Raw genomic sequence first — 13,987 nt, forward strand, 5'->3', positions numbered from 1 at the left:
GCTGTCTGTCGTCAATGAGACCGCCCGGGCAAGCTCCAGATGTTGAGACCACGAAAAATGCACTGGAGAGCTGATCTCGATGTCTTGACATTCTTGATCATCGCGCTGGATGCAGTTGATGTTTTGGGGCCATCAGGCAATGCTCTGTAACCAATCAATGGTCATACGACGAACACACAACACCAACAATGTTGGTGTTGTTACCTCTCGAGAGAATGAGCGCAATACATTTTCCCCAACCGCCTGAGTTTCGATGGAGCCCATCACCCTGACTCTCGGACAGAAGTTCGAGCTGGAGAAAAGAAGCCGCGACATCAGTGCCATCACAGATGTCCAGCAGCTGCAGAACCTCACCAAAGACCTCCTGCTGGCCTGGCAACAGGAAATCGCACGCTCCAGAGCAGCCGTGGCAGAGGTTCTCGGTTAGAGCAACGATCGGAAGACGCTCAGATCAACGGCGCTGGCCAGGACTCCAACGACGCTCCAGAGACGCTCGAAAGGCTTCGGTGTCTCTGGTCATGACCCCGGTTCGCTGCCTCCAGCCTTGGGTGAATCGCCAGAATTTCCAGATCGATCCAACAGCAACAACACCCCAGGCCAGCAGAAACCATGACGGACTTGGCATTCAGAGGGAGGCGCGCATGATCATGGTATTGAAATCAGCTGAGGGACTGGCCATGGATCCTGAAGTCCGCCAATTCATCATCGCGCAGCTGTTGGTCATCGTTGTCCCCGTCGGACTGATGTTCGCGCTCTGGATCTCCCTGTTGAACAAGAACGTTCAACGTTGAGTGCGGCCGTCCACAACGGCCACAACATGATTCCAGCTTGGATTCACGATCCGGTACGTGCGCAGGGTGGCCATCGATTTGGTGCGAGCGTTCACGAAGGCCTTGAACTCCGTTTTGAAGCACATTTCCTTGATCCACTCACCTTCGGCGTCCTGGCGTTCAATGCAATACATGGCTGGTCAATCACACTGACATCGAAGGTCACCTTCACCATCAGCACACGAAATCAGCAGAGAGGCTTCGGGATCATGCTGAAATCTCCTCACATCGGCAGGTTCCTGACGTCATGACCGTGGTTTTCGCCCTGTTGGCTCCACTCCTGATGGTGTTTCACCTGGTGGGGCCTGTGCCATCCGATCTCGGTGTGCACGACGGCAAGCTGAGTCCCTGCACCACCCCTGCCCACTGCGCCCGACAGACCTGGCCCAGCAGCAGTCCTGAAGCGGATTTCACCTCCTTGGTGGCCTACGTGATGGACATGCCGCGCACCGAGGTGGTCGAGCAGAACGACCACTACATCCACGCTGAAGCGAGCAGTGCCCTCTTCGGTTTTGTGGACGACCTCGAATTGCTGCTGGATACCAGCAACGGCAGCATTCAGGCTCGCTCGGTGTCCCGTCTGGGCGATTCCGATCTGGGGGTCAACGCCGGGCGTCTGGGTGAACTGCAGTCACTGGTGAGCCCCTGAAGCCATTCACACCTTGGCTTTGCGCAGATTGCCCAGGTCATGGGTCAGCTCCCGCAGGCCGGTGACGAAACCGATGCTGGCAACGCTCACGATCCCCACGATGATCACGGTCTCCAGCAGGGCATGGGGATCCTTGAGCAGGGCTGGCCAGGCGCTCGTGAGTGCTGTCATCTCGTCAGAATCTGCGCTCTCCTGTTGGTAGCAACACCTTCGTCAGACGCCATGCACGACATCATCTGCCCGCACTGCAGCAAGGCGTTCAAGGTGGATGAGGCCGGCTATGCCGACATCCTCAAGCAGGTGCGTGACCGCGAGTTCGAGCAGCAACTGAGCAAACGACTGGCCCTGGCGGAGCAGGAGAAACGCAACGCCATCGACTTGGCCATGGCCAGAAAGCAGACGGAACTGCAGGAGCTGGAGGCTCAGTTGCGGGCCCGGGATGTCAAGCAGGAACTGGCGGTGAAGGAGGCCGTGACCAATGCGGAAAAGCAACGGGATCTTCTGGCCAGCGAACTGCAGCAGATGCGGGAGACCGGTGAAACTGCAGCGCGCATGGCAGAAACCCGCTTCGCCAAGGAGATTCAAACGCTCACCCTGCAGAAAGAGGGGGAGCTCCGCGATCTGAGAGCGCAGTTGGAGGCCAGCGGGATTCAGACCAAGCTGGCGGTGACCGAAGCCCTCAGCGGTGTCGAGAAGGAGCGGGACGAGCTCCGCAACAGCCTCAGCCAGAGCGAACTCAAACATCGCCTGGACACCCAGTCGATGAAGGAGCGCTACGAGCTGAAGATTCACGATCGGGATCAGGCGATTGAACGCCTGCGTGACATGAAGGCACGGCTCTCCACAAAGATGGTGGGGGAAACGTTGGAACAACACTGCGAAACGGAGTTCAATCGCATCCGGGCCGCAGCCTTCCCCCGGGCCTATTTCGAAAAGGACAACGACGCCCGCAGTGGCAGCAAAGGGGATTACATCTTCCGTGACAGCGACGAAGCCGAGAACGAAATCATCTCAATCATGTTTGAGATGAAGAATGAGGCCGACACCACAGCCACCAAAAAAAAGAACGAGGACTTTCTCAAGGAGCTGGACAAGGACAGACGTGAGAAAGGCTGTGAGTACGCCGTACTGGTTTCCCTGCTGGAACCGGGCAGCGAGTTGTACAACTCAGGAATTGTTGATGTCTCCCATCGTTTCAGCAAAACCTATGTGATCCGCCCGCAGTTCTTCATTCCCTTCATCACCCTGCTGCGCAACGCGGCCCTCAAATCACTGGAGTACAAAGCCGAGCTGGCACTGGTGAAGGCTCAGAACATTGATGTGACCAACTTCGAAAACGATCTTGAGGCGTTCAAGACGGCATTTTCCAGAAATTACGATCTCGCCTCCCGTCGCTTTCAAACGGCCATCGATGAAATCGATAAATCGATCGATCACCTGCAGAAAACAAAAGATGCTCTTCTCGGCGCCGATCGGAATCTGCGGCTTGCCAATGACAAGGCGCAGGATGTGTCGGTGAAGAAGCTGACGCGCCGCAACCCGACGATGGCGGAAAAATTCGCCGAGCTGCACGATCAGACTTCAACCTGAATCAGGCGAACTTGCGGGGATACGGGGTGTTCCCGGCCAGTTCAACGTTGATCTCGCGGCAGATGTTCAGCAAGGCGCCGGTGCCCATATCGGGACCGTTGGGGCCATCGATGAAGGTCTGGAATTCAACGTCGCTGATGCCCTCACGCACTTCCCAGATGCAGAAAGCGGGGCCTTCCAGACCAACGGGATTGAAGCAATGGTTGTAGTAACCAGCTTCAAGGTTGCGCTTCACAGCGTCGTCCCAACCACCACCGGGGGCCAGAGCTTTCTGAACGGTCTCGAACCAATTCTGAGCGGTTCCGGCGCGGAACTCATGCTGAACGTGAAAGAAACGGGATGCCATGGGTGATACGGAGATAAGAGTGAGGGAGCCGTTGGTCAGGCGGCGATGTTGACCCCTTCCTTGGTCACGATTTCGACCACCTTGGCCATGTCGTTGAGGTCCTTCTCGTTGGCCTTGAGGCTCTTGAACACGGATTCCACGCCGCCGGGCTGGCCGACCATCACGTAACGGCAGAAGTCACCGTTGGGGGTGGGAGCGTGAACCACACCGGCTTTCACCTGGTAGCAACCGCCGGTGCCGACAACGGTGGTTTCACCGTTGATGTTGAGGTTGAGCTCACCTTCAAGAACCAGATAGGTCTCATCCCAGGCGTGGGTGTGGGGAGGCTGCCCAACACCACCGGGAGTTGCGAATTCCGCGACGCTGTATTTCCCATCGGTCTGCTCGGTGGTGAGGCGCAGGGTGATGGAATCGCCCAGGACGTTGCAGACCTCAGGTTGCTGGTTGAACAGGCCGAGCATGGTTGGCGGATCAGAAGCAAGATGCTTCTAATTGATTCGTTTGTTCAGCGCTGTGCTGCGCCGAACACAAGCAACACCTGCACAATGCCTTCTTCCCCTAGGAACCGTATCGGCGAGATCTACGGACAACTCACGGTGGTGCGGGCCTCGGAACGACGCACCAAGGCTGGCAATGCCTACTGGTGGTGCCGATGCTCCTGCGGCAGGGAACGGGAGGTCCCCGGAGACAAACTCTCCCTGAACACCACGCGCCGTAAACCGATCGTTGATGCCTGTGAAACCTGCTCCCGCGAACGACAGGTGGAAGGGGTCTGCCTCAAGAATGATCAAGAGGAGAAAGACCGCAGATCCCAGGCCCAGCTCGATCGCTCCAAGCTCAAGGGGGTGGTTCCTGAGCGGTGGTTGACGCTGCCCCTCACCGATGCCCATGCCAGGGAACTTGGGCAGACCTTGTTCTTCCGCGGCACGCGCTGCCTGCGGGGACATCTCGCCCCCTATCGCATCAACGGCGGCTGTCAGACTTGTTCGGGTCAGACGCCATCTGCGGGAGATTGGCCACAAGCCAAGCCCACAGGGTCATAACAGAGGCACCGAAGGCCAGGAGGGCCAGAATTTTTGATTCCATCAGAGGAAATCAAAATCGTCTTCGGCATCTCCAGCAAATGCATTCATCACAAGTGCGGAGAAGGGGATGAAAACCGCTGCGATCACAAGAATTTCCATAAAACTGATTCGACGGAATGAGCGTAGTTCACACGACGTTACAAACAGTCGTCGATGACACCGTCGATCGTGACTGCGTCGAAATACTCAACTTTCAGGAAACATCGTCAGCCACTTAGGCATTAAGCACCGTTGTCAGCACATCCCAACAATTCACACTTGAAGAACACAGTGAAGTGGGGCCATGCAACTTCTCAAAGCCGCTGCAACCGCCATCCACGGACTGCTGCCCTCCAAGGACATCCGTTCCACTGAGGAATGCCGCCAACGCAACGACCGGCAGAGCTACTTCAGCCTCACCAGACAATTGGTGAGTGCACAATTTGTCCTGGCCGATGGGCAGTTGTCAGCGCGGCTCTGGCAGGAGGTGGCTGACCGGGAGATGGATCTCGGACGGGTGATCAATCTGTTGTATGGCTGCAGCTTTCCGGAGGACGACCAGGCGATGCAGGAGGCGGACGATGCGTATCTGAGCCTTGTGGATCGCTTTGATCCCTGAGGCTGCTCCTCAGAGCTCAAACACTGTGCCCAGCACGAGGGCTGGGTGGATGCTGGTGGAGGCCCGTTGGCGTTCCAACTGAACCGCCATCGTCAGGTGAGCCATGAATCGAACCGCTGACAGAACAGCGAGTCCGATGCAGAGGGGGCAGTGCGTGATTCCCATGGGATGAGGCTCCCAGCCTGATCAGCGATTGACATGCTTCCGTGCGATTTCTTGATCAAATCAACGGATCAACCAACTGATCAGAGCCGTCAGCAGTGCCCCTTTGACGAAGGACAGCCACATCAGCCCGTAGAGACCGATCCCGGTACGCCGCATCAGGGCATTGATCATCGTCTTGTGCCATCGAATCAGGGCTGGATCACCGTCGGTGTTGAACTGAGCAAGTCGCTTGAGTGGAAGTTAGGCAAGCCTTGCCATAACAGGGGGAATGAATGACTCACAACGAAGACTGGCTGGTAAGATTGTTTTTTGCTCTCCCTCAGGGAAACGGATGAGTCAGGTCACAGTCGGCGAAAACGAAGGGATCGAATCCGCGCTGCGTCGCTTCAAGCGCTCTGTGGCCAAGGCCGGCATCTTTTCCGACCTGCGTCGCATCCGCCACCACGAGACCCCCGTGGAGAAGTACAAGCGCAAACTGAAGCAGCGCTCCCGCAACCGCCGCCGCTGAGCACGTTCCAAGCATTGAGAAACGGACCCTGACGGGTCCGTTTTTTTATGCCGGCGTCACAGAGCTTGATCGCGTTAGCCAGAATCCCTCACACCTCATGAGATCCGGCCGACCCCGATGTTCCTGCCACCTCCGTTCTGCCCGATCAGTGCGGCAAAAATCGCCGGTCTCAAGGCCACAGTCAGCCTGCTGCTGATCCTTCTGTTCAAGTCGAAGCTGTTGCGGATCAAGATGTCGCTCCTGGGCTCCGTTCTCGGCTTCGCCATGCTGGTGGGCTTTCTGATCAGCACAGGTCTGCTCACCCTGGTCGCCGGCGGTGCCGTGGCCTACGCCGCCACACAATCCAAGGGGAGCAACTGATCCATGGCACAACGTTTCGGATTGATCAGTGGCATCGGCCTATCCACCCTTGGTGTCGCCGGACTCGCTGGTGGGGGAATTCTTTGGAACTTCCAGGGGAAGACCCTGGGTCTCAGCACAACCGTGACCGCTCTGGTGCTGCTGGCCATCAGTTTTGTTCTGCTGCGGCCCCTGCAGTCGGAGCCCGTTGAGGAAGCAACAGTTGATGCAGAGGCGACGGAAACCAACGGCTTGACCCTTCAGCTGCCTGAAGTGTCGTTGGTGGGGTTGCTTCTCGCCGCCACCGGGACGTTCGGTCTGGCGGCCTCGGGAATCGCCTGGAATTTCAAGGGCATTGCTCTGGGTTTAACCGGCACGATCACGTCGATCGCAGCTCTTGTTTTCAGCTTTCTGTTCCTCTGGCCCCTGCGATCCAAAAAGGCTGAGGTCACACCGATTCCAACAGAACCGGTGGTTACGGAAACCACTGAGGCTCCAGCCCTCACCACGTCCGAATCCATCCGCAAGCAATTGGCCGAGGAGCAGGAGCAAGCGCCGGAAATCACCCTGAGAACGTTCGCACCGGATCACCTCGTCCCGGGTCGCACCTTGCCCAATCGGTCTCGCAATGCCGGACCTTCCCTCGGACGCTACCGGTCGATGGTGGGAGATCTGTTCAGCAGCTGATTCATCACATTGCGCAGCTGTCGGTGCCAGGGCGTCACATCCACCGTTGATCGACCCCCTGTCTGCTGTTGCATTCCGGGATGGAGCTCGGCTTCATCCATCTTCCGGCGTAGACGCCGCACCACCGGAATCAACAGCACGGCGAACACCAGGGTGAACAGCAACAGGAATGGCAGGAGGCTCACCATCCAGATGGTGGCGACAGCCGTAACCACCCCTGTCATGACCAGCTGAATCCACCGGGGTCTGGCTCGTCCGGGTAGCTGTTTCATCAACGACCCGGCTGAGACGCCTTCAATGCCTGCAGTGCAAGCACCAGATGGGTGCGGAAGCTTCCAAGTGCCATCACTTGTTGGGGTGATCGCTGAGCACCGATGGATTCACCCTCCTGTGCGATGCGTTGCAGCAGGGAGCGGGTCTGCCCGGCCCAGCGTGCGAGCTCTGGCGTGAGGGTGTCAATCTCCTCAGCAGCTGAAGTCGAAGGGTCCTTTACAGCGGACTCGAGCCATTGATTCAACTGCCGATGGCTCAACGCATCGGGAATCGTCGGTGCGTCGTTTCGGATCATCAGCGATGGTTCAGGGATGACTCGACCCTATGGAGACGTGTCCTGCAAAACCAGTTCGGTCAGCAGGGGGATGACCGCACCGCTCAGGGGCTCTTGCTGAAGATGCGCTCGAGCTCCAGGCGGAAATCCTTCTGGCTCAACGGCTCAGCACCTCGCCTTCGACGATTGCGGCGCAGAAGTGAACCAATCCACCACAATTGCAGTCCGGCAAATAGAGAGCCGGTCACCACCAGGCCAACCGTGGCGCTGTTCCAATCCATGCAGCCGGCTCAATACCGCGATTGCGGCAGGGTGAAACCGGATTGCATATGCCCGAAATCCAGCATCACGTACGTGAGCCAGATCAACAGGGCTGCAATGCCTGCCCCTGCGGCAACTTTCGCCATGGAGCGACCGATCATCTCCAGAAGGCTGACCTCTTTCATCGGGCGGCAATGACGACTTCCTGATTCTGCCTTGACTGGCTGCCTCACCGAGGCAATGCGACCCTCAAACAAAGTCCGATCGATCCATGCCACTGATTCCACGCTGGCGATACATGACGCCCCAAGCCCGTCAGCAGACCCGACGAGTGGCCATCGGCGCTGGAATTCTGGTGTTGGTCATTCTGCTGAAGCTGCCTCTGCCATGGGTGCTGTTGGCGGGGGCTGGTTGGTGGCTATGGGGCCAGCTGCAGCGATAAAAAAAGACCCCGCCGAAGGCAGGTCTTGGCTCACCGGCGTGTGACCTTGTTTCCACGCCGGATGGCCTCCTCACATCTGAAATCTCGCGAACCCCAGGAGGTTGGGGAAGCGGGAGCGTGAAAGCAGGTCAACTGTCACAGTGACAGCTGACCGACCCCCTGGATCAGCCGATCCCCAGCAACCCAAAGCCGATCTGGCTGGCAATGCCCTGACCGGTGATCAGCTCGGTGAGCAGCCCAATCAAAAAGCCGAGCATGGCGACACGCCCGTTGAGCAGCTCTGCGCGGTTCATGCGCTCAGACTGAATCTGGGCCTCTGCAGCATCCTGATACCAATCGTCGCGGGACTTGGGAGCGGAGTCAGCCATGGTGCAACTCGAAAGTTACATAATGTTACGCCCTATTAACTGCTTCAGCAACAAACCGACTGGAGGAACTTGTGGACATGGTCAATCACCAGCTCCAGGTTCTGTTCCTCGCTTCGCCCCGATCGCTTGCGAGGGGTGAAGCTGTGATCCCCATCGGGAATCCACTGCAACCTGACGGCTGAACTCAAGCCATATCCGGGCACCTCCTCCACGCGGCCCATCGCATCGCGCTCACCTTGAACGATCAGGCAGGGAGCGGTCATCTCCACCAGATGCTGGGTCCGCAACTGTGCAGGCTTGCCCAGGGGGTGGAAGGGGTAGCCAAGACAAACTCCAGCTGCAACGGCTGAGATGTCGTGCAACTCGTCCAGAAGCAGGCTGGCGATCCGTCCCCCCATGGACTTGCCACCGATCACCAGGGGTTGCACTGGTTTGAGCTGATCAATGGCGTCCCGAAAAGCGCCTAAAAGAACATCTGGTCGATCCGGGGGCGACGTTCGTCCCTTCAGCCTCCGTTTGACCATGTAAGGGAAATCAAAACGATGAACCCTCCAGTCGCGATCGGACAAGCCGTTCGCGATGAACTCCATAAACGGAGACAAAGCTTCGACTCCGGCCCCGTGGGCCAACAGCAACGATCCCGCCGCATGGACGGGACCGGAACTGATGAACTCAACCGGCATCAGGACTTCAACGAGTTGCTGCAGCCTCGGTAATCGCTGGGGTTTTGGCAGCAAGGGCTTCCAGGGTCTCTTTGCTGTCAGCAGCGGGTGCCTCGAAGCGACGGGCAATCAATTCATCGATGGAGAACAGGCCAGGGCCGCAGGCGAGCACCGCAAGGGCGGCTGCAAAGTAGAGGCCCAGGAGCTCCAGCAGGTAGATGTTGAAACCGGCGGTCACGATGGCGTGGTAGATCGCAACCGTGATCGTTCCAGCAATGGCCATCGCGCCCATGCGGGTCAGCAGACCGGTGATCAGCAGCCAGCTGCCGATCACCTCCGAGAAAGCCGCCACGTAGGACAGCAGGATGGGGAAGGGCAGATGTAGAGGACGCACGAAGGCGTCAGCAAAATTTTCAATATTGGCAAGCTTTTCGTAACCGTGATGGATCAGCAGGGATCCGGTGAACACACGGAGAAGCAGGAGGCCCAGGTCGGCCGCGATGGCGCGGGTTAGGACGAGTCGGATCATCGGGGCCGAACATGAAACCGACAAAAGTTAATGAACTTTTGCGTCCAACCGCGCCGCTTGCGGGGGGCAGAGAGCTTTTTGAGTATTTTTACCTAAACGTCAGTCGACGTCGTCCAGCCTCTCGTTGTGCTCCTTCTGCATTTCGACCATCTCAGCGCAGGTCAGGGCCGGTGCGTACTCGAAATCGAGTCCGAACATGGACCGCCAGAACATGAAATGACGGAACAGGGCCTTGGCATCGGCGGCCTTGCAGATCACGCAAACCCGTCCGGACTCCGGCATGTGCAGCCGAGCCACCAGTTCGAAACCGTCGAACTTGTCCCCCGCAGCACCGGAATCCATGTATTCGATGAAAGCCGTGTAGCCCTCATCCTGCGTTTCAGTCGGGATCTGCCCGTTGCAGACGTAGTACTGCATGTTTTTTCAGATAAGGGTCGTGAACAGGTCCGGCTTAGTCGTCGTAAACCAGGCACTCAGGCTCATCGGGGTTCTGCTCACAGAACAATTCGAGCGGTGATGGATCGTGGCTGTCGTTGGGGAATTGCTTCTTGTGATCCAGCAACCACTGCAGCTCTTCGGTGAGATGGCGCACCTTTCCCTCGTTGTGCTCCGAGAGGGCTTTCAGGAATTCCTCCTGATCCTTCTGGATGTGTTCGTCGATGGTTTTCATGGTTGAGGGCAGGCCTGACGACCACTGCGTCGTAGCGGGGCAACCACCGCTGAATCAGTCGGTATTTCTACCTTTATTGCCGAAAGCACACATGCTCACCACCGAGCAGGCGATCAAGTCTCGTAACACATCAGTAGCCAGGTCATGGCAGAGCATCGAGAGTCGGTTTGACAAAACACAGCTCCTATGCCTCTCAATGAACGGGTCGTGCTGACGGGAGCAATTCTGTTCGGCCTCGGACTTGTGGCAGGAATCGCCATTGGTTCGGCCACGGCCGTGTCGGCCCTCACCCAGGGCGCACCTGATGCCCTGCAGAGCTGGTCCGGCGTCGTCGCAATGCCCTGACGGCAGTCAGATCAGAGCAAGAGGTCGCGGCTGATCCACCGACCGGCAGTTGTGGTCATCGTCATTGGTGGTCCGCAATTCGAGGTTGAAAAACAGTGCGGATGGCGTGGTGAGAAAAGGGCCGGCATGCCAGGTGCCGCGGTGCAGCTTGATCCCCTCCCCCGGAAGCAGCTTCACCAGCAACACCTGATCAGACGCAACCGCACCGTCTGCGCCAGGGGGGCCGGGAGGGGCAACGGCCAGCCACCACGGCTGAGCATCGGCTGACCCCAGACATTGACTCACGCGCTGGTGTGAGGTCATGGCCGCCAACACCGGAGGCCTACGACGGAGACGCATCAGGTAGAAGCGTGGATCCCCGTCAGGATCGAAATGAAGTTCGGCGTCCTGGGGGCCGAAGGGAGAAGGATCGTCCTGAGGCAGCAGAAGGCTGCCGCAGCTGGCAAAGCGCGGGTCGTCGGGACGGACCGGCTGAAGGGCAGTCGCTGAACCTCGATAACCAGAGTTAACGGGATCCGACACTGATGCTCCCGACGCTGATCAATTGCTCGAGACGCGCGCTGAGCTTCTGCTCGGTGCGATCAAAGTGATCGTGATGACCCGCCATGAAGGCAAGCTCCTCACTGGTGATCACCTGATGGGTGACCGCATCCAGGTAGATCTGGACTAAGGACATCACTACGGCGGCGCTAGAGATCAATCCTGGCAACAACGCACAGGATCCGGAGGCGTCCGCCAACACCGACAACGCCATGGAACGCTCTCAAATCCAGAGCCTGATCAAGCAATGCGCCAACGGGCTGTTCGACCTCGCCTGTGCCGTGAGCGGTCGCGTGAACTGGGATCTGGGACTGCCCGTGGGGGTGATCGATGCCAGGCGCAACACCCCGAAACTGATGGTCACTCCAGTGGGCACCATCAACTCGATGGTGCGGGCATCCGCCACCATCGGCCATCCTCTGATGCGGCAGTTCTTCGAGCGGATGGAGGCGGTGGGCGTGGATCAGGCGTTGAATGAGTCCATCGGAGGGGCCGACGCCGATGCCTTTGCCGAGGTCTGGCAGGCCTACAAGGAGGAGCGCCGCCAGGGCGACGCTCCGATGTGGAGCATGGAGGACGCCACCGACTTCGTCATGAAAACCCGAGAAGCCCACAGCGACCGGGAAGTGGCCTGCGTCGCGATTCTTCCGGGGGACCCCCATGAAATCGTCACCTTTTCCGTGCCGATCGCCTTCCTCACACAAGGGTGAACAATGCCCACGCTGATCGTTCTCACCGTGATCGCGGTGGTTGCCAACGCTCTATCGGCGTTTGCAGGTGGCGGGGCGGGCCTGGTGCAGTTGCCGGCATTGGTCTTGCTCGGACTGCCATTCGCATCAGCCCTCGCCACCCACAAGGTGGCCAGTGTTGCCCTGGGGATCGGCGCCGCAGGACGCCACTGGCGGGCCAGCAGCCTGAACCGGAATCTTTCAGCCCTGGTCCTGCTGGCTGGACTGCCCGGTGTCTGGCTCGGCGCCAACGCTGTTCTGTCCATCCCAGACAATGTCGCGACTGCAGCTCTGGGGTTGCTCACCGTTGGGCTTGGTCTGTATTCAGCGCGCCGGTCTGAGTTGGGCCGAACGGACAACACCACGCCTCTGACCCAAAGAACCGTTGTTATCGGAGCTGCGGTGCTGTTTGTGATCGGCCTGCTGAATGGATCGCTCACCTCGGGGACTGGACTGTTCGTGACCCTTTGGCTGGTCCGCTGGTTCGGGTTGAGCTACTCCCGAGCCGTCGCCCACACCCTGATCCTTGTTGGCCTGGGTTGGAACGGCAGTGGGGCGCTGGTTCTGGGATTCAGCGGCGAGATTCACTGGCCATGGCTGCCAGCGCTGATCGCAGGATCCCTGATCGGTGGCTACCTCGGAGCGCATCTGTCATTGGTCAGGGGAAGCGGGATGGTGAAACGAGCCTTTGAAGCTCTGGCCCTGCTGATGGGCGCATCACTGCTGATCCGTGCTTTCAGTCCGGTCTGAACTCTGCTGATCACCAGAAGCGAGGAATCGACCGGCGTATCGCGTGGCCATCACCACGGTTGCCGCTCCGTAGCCAATGAAGGTGACCGCTTGACCTGACGTGCCGGTCTCGTACACCTCTCCGGTGAGCAGCATCCAGTCCATGAGAGAGGCAACGGTGCCCCAGATCACCACCCAGACCGACACATAGGTGATTCCTCGCAGTGTCGTCTTCATGCTGGTCATTGCTGCTCCGGAGAGGCTAGAGAAGCAGCCCCATGGGTCAGACCCCGTTGTCGCGCTCTTTCCACGCCGCCCTGGTTCCACCCCTGGTGAAGAACCTCAGCAACCTCAGCCACCTGCTGAAACGGGCCGACGCCCATGCTCAGGACAACGGCTTCCCGACTGAGGTGTTGCTGACGAGTCGCCTCTACCCAGACATGTTCGATTGCACACGTCAGGTGCAGATCGCCACCGACATCTCCCGCCGGGGCGTGGCACGACTCTCGGGGTGCGAGGCCCCTGTGATGGACGACAACGAAACGACCGTGCAGCAACTGCTGGAGCGCATCAGCCGAAGCGTCCAATTCATGGAAAGCGTCGACCCGATGACCCTTGACGGAGCCGAACAGAGACAGATCCGACTCCCCATCCCAGCGAGCATGGGAGGTGGTGAGCGGGTGTTTGAAGGTGAGGACTTTCTGCGGTCCTTTGTGCTCCCGAATGCGTATTTCCACGTCAGCACCGCCTTCGCCATCCTTCGCCACAACGGAGTGCCGATCGGGAAATTCGATTACCTCCTGGGCGAGGAAGCTCCCTGACGAGCAGCTGCTCCCGTAGCCTCAGCCAGCTACGGACGAGGAGATGCCGAAGAAGCGCCGCAAGCTGAACAAGGAGATGGAAGCCGACATGGCGGCCGCGAAGCGAAAGATCGAACTGATCTCAGCGCTGATTAACGACATCCGCGACGAGGACATCCAGGGGGAATACCTGGAAGCTTTTGGGCAGGTTCGATCAGCGGTGGTGAATCTTGTGGCCAAGTACACCACCGATGGCTTCTGCGAGGAAACCGAAGGCCTTCTTGCTCTCTATAAAGGCCTGATCGATCAGTTCGAAGCGGACTACGAGCTCTGAAGACAGGGCTCTGGGGACCTCTGCAACAAGCCGACCAGAACATCGATCCAGGACAGACCGACATAATTTCTTTAACTAAGGGATAATTACCGATCCAGTTCAGAACCATGCCCCTACGGCACGACAAAGCTCAGGTTTCACCGTTTCGCCTGAAGATCACGCTGCTGATCGCCGGCTTCGGCCCCCTGATCGCCATCGGTTTCTGGCTGCAGTCCAAAGGATTTTTCAGCTGAGC

General features: G+C 58.6%; 33 protein-coding genes. 15 read left to right on the forward strand and 18 right to left on the reverse strand.

All coding sequences use genetic code 11. The features are described 5' to 3' along the window. Positions 1-253: 253 nt before the first annotated feature. Positions 254-427 carry a hypothetical protein gene (locus SynA1528_RS07160; RefSeq protein WP_186586165.1) on the forward strand — a complete coding sequence of 58 codons (174 nt, stop codon included), beginning with the start codon at positions 254-256 and terminating at the stop codon, positions 425-427. A gap of 24 nt (positions 428-451) precedes the next feature. Here the strand turns inward: SynA1528_RS07160 and SynA1528_RS07165 are convergent, their stop codons facing one another. Both SynA1528_RS07165 and SynA1528_RS07170 read right to left on the reverse strand, forming a co-directional pair. Beyond that, on the reverse strand, positions 452-625 hold the full coding sequence (locus SynA1528_RS07165; protein ID WP_186586166.1) for a hypothetical protein: 174 nt from the start codon (positions 623-625) through the stop codon (positions 452-454). A 156-nt stretch (positions 626-781) separates the two neighbouring features. Further along, positions 782-964, reverse strand: coding sequence for a hypothetical protein (locus SynA1528_RS07170; protein WP_042503599.1), 183 nt, complete (start codon positions 962-964; stop codon positions 782-784). A gap of 113 nt (positions 965-1,077) precedes the next feature. On the opposite strand from SynA1528_RS07170, the gene SynA1528_RS07175 reads away from it, so the two are divergent. After that, a complete protein-coding gene (locus SynA1528_RS07175) occupies positions 1,078-1,479 on the forward strand; it encodes a DUF1499 domain-containing protein (protein ID WP_186586167.1) in 402 nt (133 codons plus the stop codon). Between the two features lie 6 nt (positions 1,480-1,485). Here the strand turns inward: SynA1528_RS07175 and SynA1528_RS07180 are convergent, their stop codons facing one another. Then, positions 1,486-1,650 carry a hypothetical protein gene (locus SynA1528_RS07180; protein WP_186586168.1) on the reverse strand — a complete coding sequence of 55 codons (165 nt, stop codon included), beginning with the start codon at positions 1,648-1,650 and terminating at the stop codon, positions 1,486-1,488. Between the two features lie 51 nt (positions 1,651-1,701). On the opposite strand from SynA1528_RS07180, the gene SynA1528_RS07185 reads away from it, so the two are divergent. Further along, positions 1,702-3,069 (forward strand): DUF2130 domain-containing protein, encoded by a 1,368-nt coding sequence (locus SynA1528_RS07185; RefSeq protein ID WP_186586169.1) that lies wholly within the window; start codon positions 1,702-1,704, stop codon positions 3,067-3,069. Position 3,070: 1 nt separating this feature from the next. Here SynA1528_RS07185 and SynA1528_RS07190 read toward each other — a convergent pair whose 3' ends face one another. Beyond that, on the reverse strand, positions 3,071-3,415 hold the full coding sequence (locus SynA1528_RS07190) for a hypothetical protein (RefSeq protein ID WP_186586170.1): 345 nt from the start codon (positions 3,413-3,415) through the stop codon (positions 3,071-3,073). A 35-nt stretch (positions 3,416-3,450) separates the two neighbouring features. Further along, on the reverse strand, positions 3,451-3,876 hold the full coding sequence (locus tag SynA1528_RS07195) for a cupin domain-containing protein (RefSeq protein ID WP_186586171.1): 426 nt from the start codon (positions 3,874-3,876) through the stop codon (positions 3,451-3,453). 84 nt (positions 3,877-3,960) lie between these two features. Here SynA1528_RS07195 and SynA1528_RS07200 point away from each other — a divergent pair, with 84 nt between their 5' ends. Continuing rightward, positions 3,961-4,458, forward strand: a complete 498-nt coding sequence (locus SynA1528_RS07200) for an early protein (E6) (RefSeq protein ID WP_186586172.1) — start codon at positions 3,961-3,963, stop codon at positions 4,456-4,458. Between the two features lie 325 nt (positions 4,459-4,783). Continuing rightward, positions 4,784-5,098, forward strand: a complete 315-nt coding sequence (locus SynA1528_RS07205) for a hypothetical protein (protein WP_186586173.1) — start codon at positions 4,784-4,786, stop codon at positions 5,096-5,098. Positions 5,099-5,107: 9 nt separating this feature from the next. Here the strand turns inward: SynA1528_RS07205 and SynA1528_RS07210 are convergent, their stop codons facing one another. Then, positions 5,108-5,263, reverse strand: coding sequence for a hypothetical protein (locus SynA1528_RS07210; RefSeq protein ID WP_186586174.1), 156 nt, complete (start codon positions 5,261-5,263; stop codon positions 5,108-5,110). 331 nt (positions 5,264-5,594) lie between these two features. On the opposite strand from SynA1528_RS07210, the gene rpsU reads away from it, so the two are divergent. The 3 genes from rpsU to SynA1528_RS07225 all read left to right on the forward strand — a co-directional run bounded on the left by rpsU (position 5,595) and on the right by SynA1528_RS07225 (position 6,797). Beyond that, entirely contained in the window at positions 5,595-5,771 is a 177-nt protein-coding gene (gene rpsU, locus SynA1528_RS07215; protein WP_009790002.1) for a 30S ribosomal protein S21, read from the forward strand. 117 nt (positions 5,772-5,888) lie between these two features. Continuing rightward, complete coding sequence (locus SynA1528_RS07220; RefSeq protein ID WP_186586175.1) at positions 5,889-6,131, forward strand: hypothetical protein; 243 nt, start codon at positions 5,889-5,891, stop codon at positions 6,129-6,131. 3 nt (positions 6,132-6,134) lie between these two features. Further along, positions 6,135-6,797 (forward strand): hypothetical protein, encoded by a 663-nt coding sequence (locus tag SynA1528_RS07225; protein WP_186586176.1) that lies wholly within the window; start codon positions 6,135-6,137, stop codon positions 6,795-6,797. Here the strand turns inward: SynA1528_RS07225 and SynA1528_RS07230 are convergent. From SynA1528_RS07230 to SynA1528_RS07245, 4 genes are all read right to left on the reverse strand, one after another. Then, on the reverse strand, positions 6,761-7,021 hold the full coding sequence (locus SynA1528_RS07230; RefSeq protein ID WP_286187769.1) for a hypothetical protein: 261 nt from the start codon (positions 7,019-7,021) through the stop codon (positions 6,761-6,763). The genes SynA1528_RS07225 and SynA1528_RS07230 overlap by 37 nt on opposite strands. A gap of 47 nt (positions 7,022-7,068) precedes the next feature. Next, on the reverse strand, positions 7,069-7,365 hold the full coding sequence (locus SynA1528_RS13260) for a hypothetical protein (RefSeq protein ID WP_286187770.1): 297 nt from the start codon (positions 7,363-7,365) through the stop codon (positions 7,069-7,071). Between the two features lie 83 nt (positions 7,366-7,448). After that, a complete protein-coding gene (locus SynA1528_RS07240; protein ID WP_186586178.1) occupies positions 7,449-7,625 on the reverse strand; it encodes a DUF8681 family protein in 177 nt (58 codons plus the stop codon). A 9-nt stretch (positions 7,626-7,634) separates the two neighbouring features. Then, positions 7,635-7,790 carry a hypothetical protein gene (locus SynA1528_RS07245; protein ID WP_186586179.1) on the reverse strand — a complete coding sequence of 52 codons (156 nt, stop codon included), beginning with the start codon at positions 7,788-7,790 and terminating at the stop codon, positions 7,635-7,637. An 86-nt stretch (positions 7,791-7,876) separates the two neighbouring features. On the opposite strand from SynA1528_RS07245, the gene SynA1528_RS07250 reads away from it, so the two are divergent. Further along, positions 7,877-8,047 (forward strand): hypothetical protein, encoded by a 171-nt coding sequence (locus SynA1528_RS07250; RefSeq protein WP_186586180.1) that lies wholly within the window; start codon positions 7,877-7,879, stop codon positions 8,045-8,047. A 164-nt stretch (positions 8,048-8,211) separates the two neighbouring features. On the opposite strand, the gene SynA1528_RS07255 is transcribed toward SynA1528_RS07250, so the two are convergent. The 5 genes from SynA1528_RS07255 to SynA1528_RS07275 all read right to left on the reverse strand — a co-directional run bounded on the left by SynA1528_RS07255 (position 8,212) and on the right by SynA1528_RS07275 (position 10,276). Continuing rightward, a complete protein-coding gene (locus SynA1528_RS07255) occupies positions 8,212-8,415 on the reverse strand; it encodes a chlorophyll a/b-binding protein (RefSeq protein WP_186586181.1) in 204 nt (67 codons plus the stop codon). A 44-nt stretch (positions 8,416-8,459) separates the two neighbouring features. Continuing rightward, positions 8,460-9,098, reverse strand: a complete 639-nt coding sequence (locus tag SynA1528_RS07260; RefSeq protein ID WP_186586182.1) for an alpha/beta family hydrolase — start codon at positions 9,096-9,098, stop codon at positions 8,460-8,462. A 7-nt stretch (positions 9,099-9,105) separates the two neighbouring features. Beyond that, a complete protein-coding gene (locus SynA1528_RS07265) occupies positions 9,106-9,606 on the reverse strand; it encodes a DoxX family protein (RefSeq protein ID WP_186586183.1) in 501 nt (166 codons plus the stop codon). Between the two features lie 99 nt (positions 9,607-9,705). Then, entirely contained in the window at positions 9,706-10,023 is a 318-nt protein-coding gene (locus tag SynA1528_RS07270; RefSeq protein WP_186586184.1) for a DUF3303 domain-containing protein, read from the reverse strand. 34 nt (positions 10,024-10,057) lie between these two features. Then, positions 10,058-10,276 (reverse strand): CP12 domain-containing protein, encoded by a 219-nt coding sequence (locus tag SynA1528_RS07275; RefSeq protein WP_186586185.1) that lies wholly within the window; start codon positions 10,274-10,276, stop codon positions 10,058-10,060. Positions 10,277-10,462: 186 nt separating this feature from the next. On the opposite strand from SynA1528_RS07275, the gene SynA1528_RS07280 reads away from it, so the two are divergent. Then, positions 10,463-10,621, forward strand: a complete 159-nt coding sequence (locus SynA1528_RS07280; RefSeq protein ID WP_186586186.1) for a hypothetical protein — start codon at positions 10,463-10,465, stop codon at positions 10,619-10,621. Between the two features lie 6 nt (positions 10,622-10,627). Here the strand turns inward: SynA1528_RS07280 and SynA1528_RS07285 are convergent, their stop codons facing one another. Beyond that, positions 10,628-11,143 carry a hypothetical protein gene (locus tag SynA1528_RS07285; RefSeq protein WP_186586187.1) on the reverse strand — a complete coding sequence of 172 codons (516 nt, stop codon included), beginning with the start codon at positions 11,141-11,143 and terminating at the stop codon, positions 10,628-10,630. Beyond that, positions 11,127-11,375 (reverse strand): PM-15 family protein, encoded by a 249-nt coding sequence (locus SynA1528_RS07290; protein ID WP_186588534.1) that lies wholly within the window; start codon positions 11,373-11,375, stop codon positions 11,127-11,129. Before SynA1528_RS07290 ends, SynA1528_RS07285 begins: the two co-directional genes overlap by 17 nt. Here SynA1528_RS07290 and SynA1528_RS07295 point away from each other — a divergent pair. Beyond that, on the forward strand, positions 11,374-11,871 hold the full coding sequence (locus SynA1528_RS07295) for a hypothetical protein (RefSeq protein ID WP_186586188.1): 498 nt from the start codon (positions 11,374-11,376) through the stop codon (positions 11,869-11,871). The two genes, SynA1528_RS07290 and SynA1528_RS07295, sit on opposite strands and share 2 nt — an antisense overlap. Before the next feature lie 3 nt (positions 11,872-11,874). Beyond that, a complete protein-coding gene (locus SynA1528_RS07300) occupies positions 11,875-12,639 on the forward strand; it encodes a sulfite exporter TauE/SafE family protein (protein WP_186586189.1) in 765 nt (254 codons plus the stop codon). On the opposite strand, the gene SynA1528_RS07305 is transcribed toward SynA1528_RS07300, so the two are convergent. Then, positions 12,607-12,855 carry a hypothetical protein gene (locus SynA1528_RS07305; protein WP_186586190.1) on the reverse strand — a complete coding sequence of 83 codons (249 nt, stop codon included), beginning with the start codon at positions 12,853-12,855 and terminating at the stop codon, positions 12,607-12,609. The two genes, SynA1528_RS07300 and SynA1528_RS07305, sit on opposite strands and share 33 nt — an antisense overlap. Positions 12,856-12,911: 56 nt before the next feature. Here SynA1528_RS07305 and SynA1528_RS07310 point away from each other — a divergent pair, with 56 nt between their 5' ends. The 3 genes from SynA1528_RS07310 (at position 12,912) to SynA1528_RS13265 (ending at position 13,985) form a co-directional block, all read left to right on the forward strand. Next, positions 12,912-13,439, forward strand: coding sequence for a DUF1993 domain-containing protein (locus SynA1528_RS07310; protein WP_186586191.1), 528 nt, complete (start codon positions 12,912-12,914; stop codon positions 13,437-13,439). 43 nt (positions 13,440-13,482) lie between these two features. Then, on the forward strand, positions 13,483-13,752 hold the full coding sequence (locus SynA1528_RS07315; protein ID WP_011128324.1) for a hypothetical protein: 270 nt from the start codon (positions 13,483-13,485) through the stop codon (positions 13,750-13,752). Positions 13,753-13,859: 107 nt separating this feature from the next. Beyond that, on the forward strand, positions 13,860-13,985 hold the full coding sequence (locus SynA1528_RS13265) for a hypothetical protein (protein ID WP_286187771.1): 126 nt from the start codon (positions 13,860-13,862) through the stop codon (positions 13,983-13,985). The last annotated feature ends 2 nt before the right edge of the window (positions 13,986-13,987 follow it).

Source organism: Synechococcus sp. A15-28 (genome assembly GCF_014280175.1).
In the GTDB taxonomy this organism is placed as follows: domain Bacteria; phylum Cyanobacteriota; class Cyanobacteriia; order PCC-6307; family Cyanobiaceae; genus Parasynechococcus.

Excerpts from the sequence above, each read along its gene's own strand:
- SynA1528_RS07255 (WP_186586181.1), bottom strand. The coding sequence starts at position 8,415 with ATGGCTGACTCCGCTCCCAAGTCCCGCGACGATTGGTATCAGGATGCT.
- SynA1528_RS07305 (WP_186586190.1), bottom strand. The coding sequence starts at position 12,855 with ATGAAGACGACACTGCGAGGAATCACCTATGTGTCGGTCTGGGTGGTG.
- SynA1528_RS07270 (WP_186586184.1), bottom strand. The coding sequence starts at position 10,023 with ATGCAGTACTACGTCTGCAACGGGCAGATCCCGACTGAAACGCAGGAT.
- SynA1528_RS07260 (WP_186586182.1), bottom strand. The coding sequence starts at position 9,098 with ATGCCGGTTGAGTTCATCAGTTCCGGTCCCGTCCATGCGGCGGGATCG.
- SynA1528_RS07225 (WP_186586176.1), top strand. The coding sequence starts at position 6,135 with ATGGCACAACGTTTCGGATTGATCAGTGGCATCGGCCTATCCACCCTT.
- SynA1528_RS07195 (WP_186586171.1), bottom strand. The coding sequence starts at position 3,876 with ATGCTCGGCCTGTTCAACCAGCAACCTGAGGTCTGCAACGTCCTGGGC.
- SynA1528_RS07210 (WP_186586174.1), bottom strand. The coding sequence starts at position 5,263 with ATGGGAATCACGCACTGCCCCCTCTGCATCGGACTCGCTGTTCTGTCA.
- SynA1528_RS07175 (WP_186586167.1), top strand. The coding sequence starts at position 1,078 with ATGACCGTGGTTTTCGCCCTGTTGGCTCCACTCCTGATGGTGTTTCAC.
- SynA1528_RS07190 (WP_186586170.1), bottom strand. The coding sequence starts at position 3,415 with ATGGCATCCCGTTTCTTTCACGTTCAGCATGAGTTCCGCGCCGGAACC.
- SynA1528_RS13265 (WP_286187771.1), top strand. The coding sequence starts at position 13,860 with ATGCCCCTACGGCACGACAAAGCTCAGGTTTCACCGTTTCGCCTGAAG.
- SynA1528_RS07295 (WP_186586188.1), top strand. The coding sequence starts at position 11,374 with ATGGAACGCTCTCAAATCCAGAGCCTGATCAAGCAATGCGCCAACGGG.
- SynA1528_RS07300 (WP_186586189.1), top strand. The coding sequence starts at position 11,875 with ATGCCCACGCTGATCGTTCTCACCGTGATCGCGGTGGTTGCCAACGCT.
- SynA1528_RS07205 (WP_186586173.1), top strand. The coding sequence starts at position 4,784 with ATGCAACTTCTCAAAGCCGCTGCAACCGCCATCCACGGACTGCTGCCC.
- SynA1528_RS07290 (WP_186588534.1), bottom strand. The coding sequence starts at position 11,375 with ATGGCGTTGTCGGTGTTGGCGGACGCCTCCGGATCCTGTGCGTTGTTG.
- SynA1528_RS07165 (WP_186586166.1), bottom strand. The coding sequence starts at position 625 with ATGCCAAGTCCGTCATGGTTTCTGCTGGCCTGGGGTGTTGTTGCTGTT.
- SynA1528_RS07180 (WP_186586168.1), bottom strand. The coding sequence starts at position 1,650 with ATGACAGCACTCACGAGCGCCTGGCCAGCCCTGCTCAAGGATCCCCAT.
- SynA1528_RS07275 (WP_186586185.1), bottom strand. The coding sequence starts at position 10,276 with ATGAAAACCATCGACGAACACATCCAGAAGGATCAGGAGGAATTCCTG.
- SynA1528_RS07245 (WP_186586179.1), bottom strand. The coding sequence starts at position 7,790 with ATGAAAGAGGTCAGCCTTCTGGAGATGATCGGTCGCTCCATGGCGAAA.
- SynA1528_RS07220 (WP_186586175.1), top strand. The coding sequence starts at position 5,889 with ATGTTCCTGCCACCTCCGTTCTGCCCGATCAGTGCGGCAAAAATCGCC.
- SynA1528_RS07240 (WP_186586178.1), bottom strand. The coding sequence starts at position 7,625 with ATGGATTGGAACAGCGCCACGGTTGGCCTGGTGGTGACCGGCTCTCTA.
- rpsU (WP_009790002.1), top strand. The coding sequence starts at position 5,595 with ATGAGTCAGGTCACAGTCGGCGAAAACGAAGGGATCGAATCCGCGCTG.
- SynA1528_RS07200 (WP_186586172.1), top strand. The coding sequence starts at position 3,961 with ATGCCTTCTTCCCCTAGGAACCGTATCGGCGAGATCTACGGACAACTC.
- SynA1528_RS07315 (WP_011128324.1), top strand. The coding sequence starts at position 13,483 with ATGCCGAAGAAGCGCCGCAAGCTGAACAAGGAGATGGAAGCCGACATG.
- SynA1528_RS07160 (WP_186586165.1), top strand. The coding sequence starts at position 254 with ATGGAGCCCATCACCCTGACTCTCGGACAGAAGTTCGAGCTGGAGAAA.
- SynA1528_RS07230 (WP_286187769.1), bottom strand. The coding sequence starts at position 7,021 with ATGACAGGGGTGGTTACGGCTGTCGCCACCATCTGGATGGTGAGCCTC.
- SynA1528_RS13260 (WP_286187770.1), bottom strand. The coding sequence starts at position 7,365 with ATGATCCGAAACGACGCACCGACGATTCCCGATGCGTTGAGCCATCGG.
- SynA1528_RS07250 (WP_186586180.1), top strand. The coding sequence starts at position 7,877 with ATGCCACTGATTCCACGCTGGCGATACATGACGCCCCAAGCCCGTCAG.
- SynA1528_RS07170 (WP_042503599.1), bottom strand. The coding sequence starts at position 964 with ATGTATTGCATTGAACGCCAGGACGCCGAAGGTGAGTGGATCAAGGAA.
- SynA1528_RS07185 (WP_186586169.1), top strand. The coding sequence starts at position 1,702 with ATGCACGACATCATCTGCCCGCACTGCAGCAAGGCGTTCAAGGTGGAT.
- SynA1528_RS07265 (WP_186586183.1), bottom strand. The coding sequence starts at position 9,606 with ATGATCCGACTCGTCCTAACCCGCGCCATCGCGGCCGACCTGGGCCTC.
- SynA1528_RS07280 (WP_186586186.1), top strand. The coding sequence starts at position 10,463 with ATGCCTCTCAATGAACGGGTCGTGCTGACGGGAGCAATTCTGTTCGGC.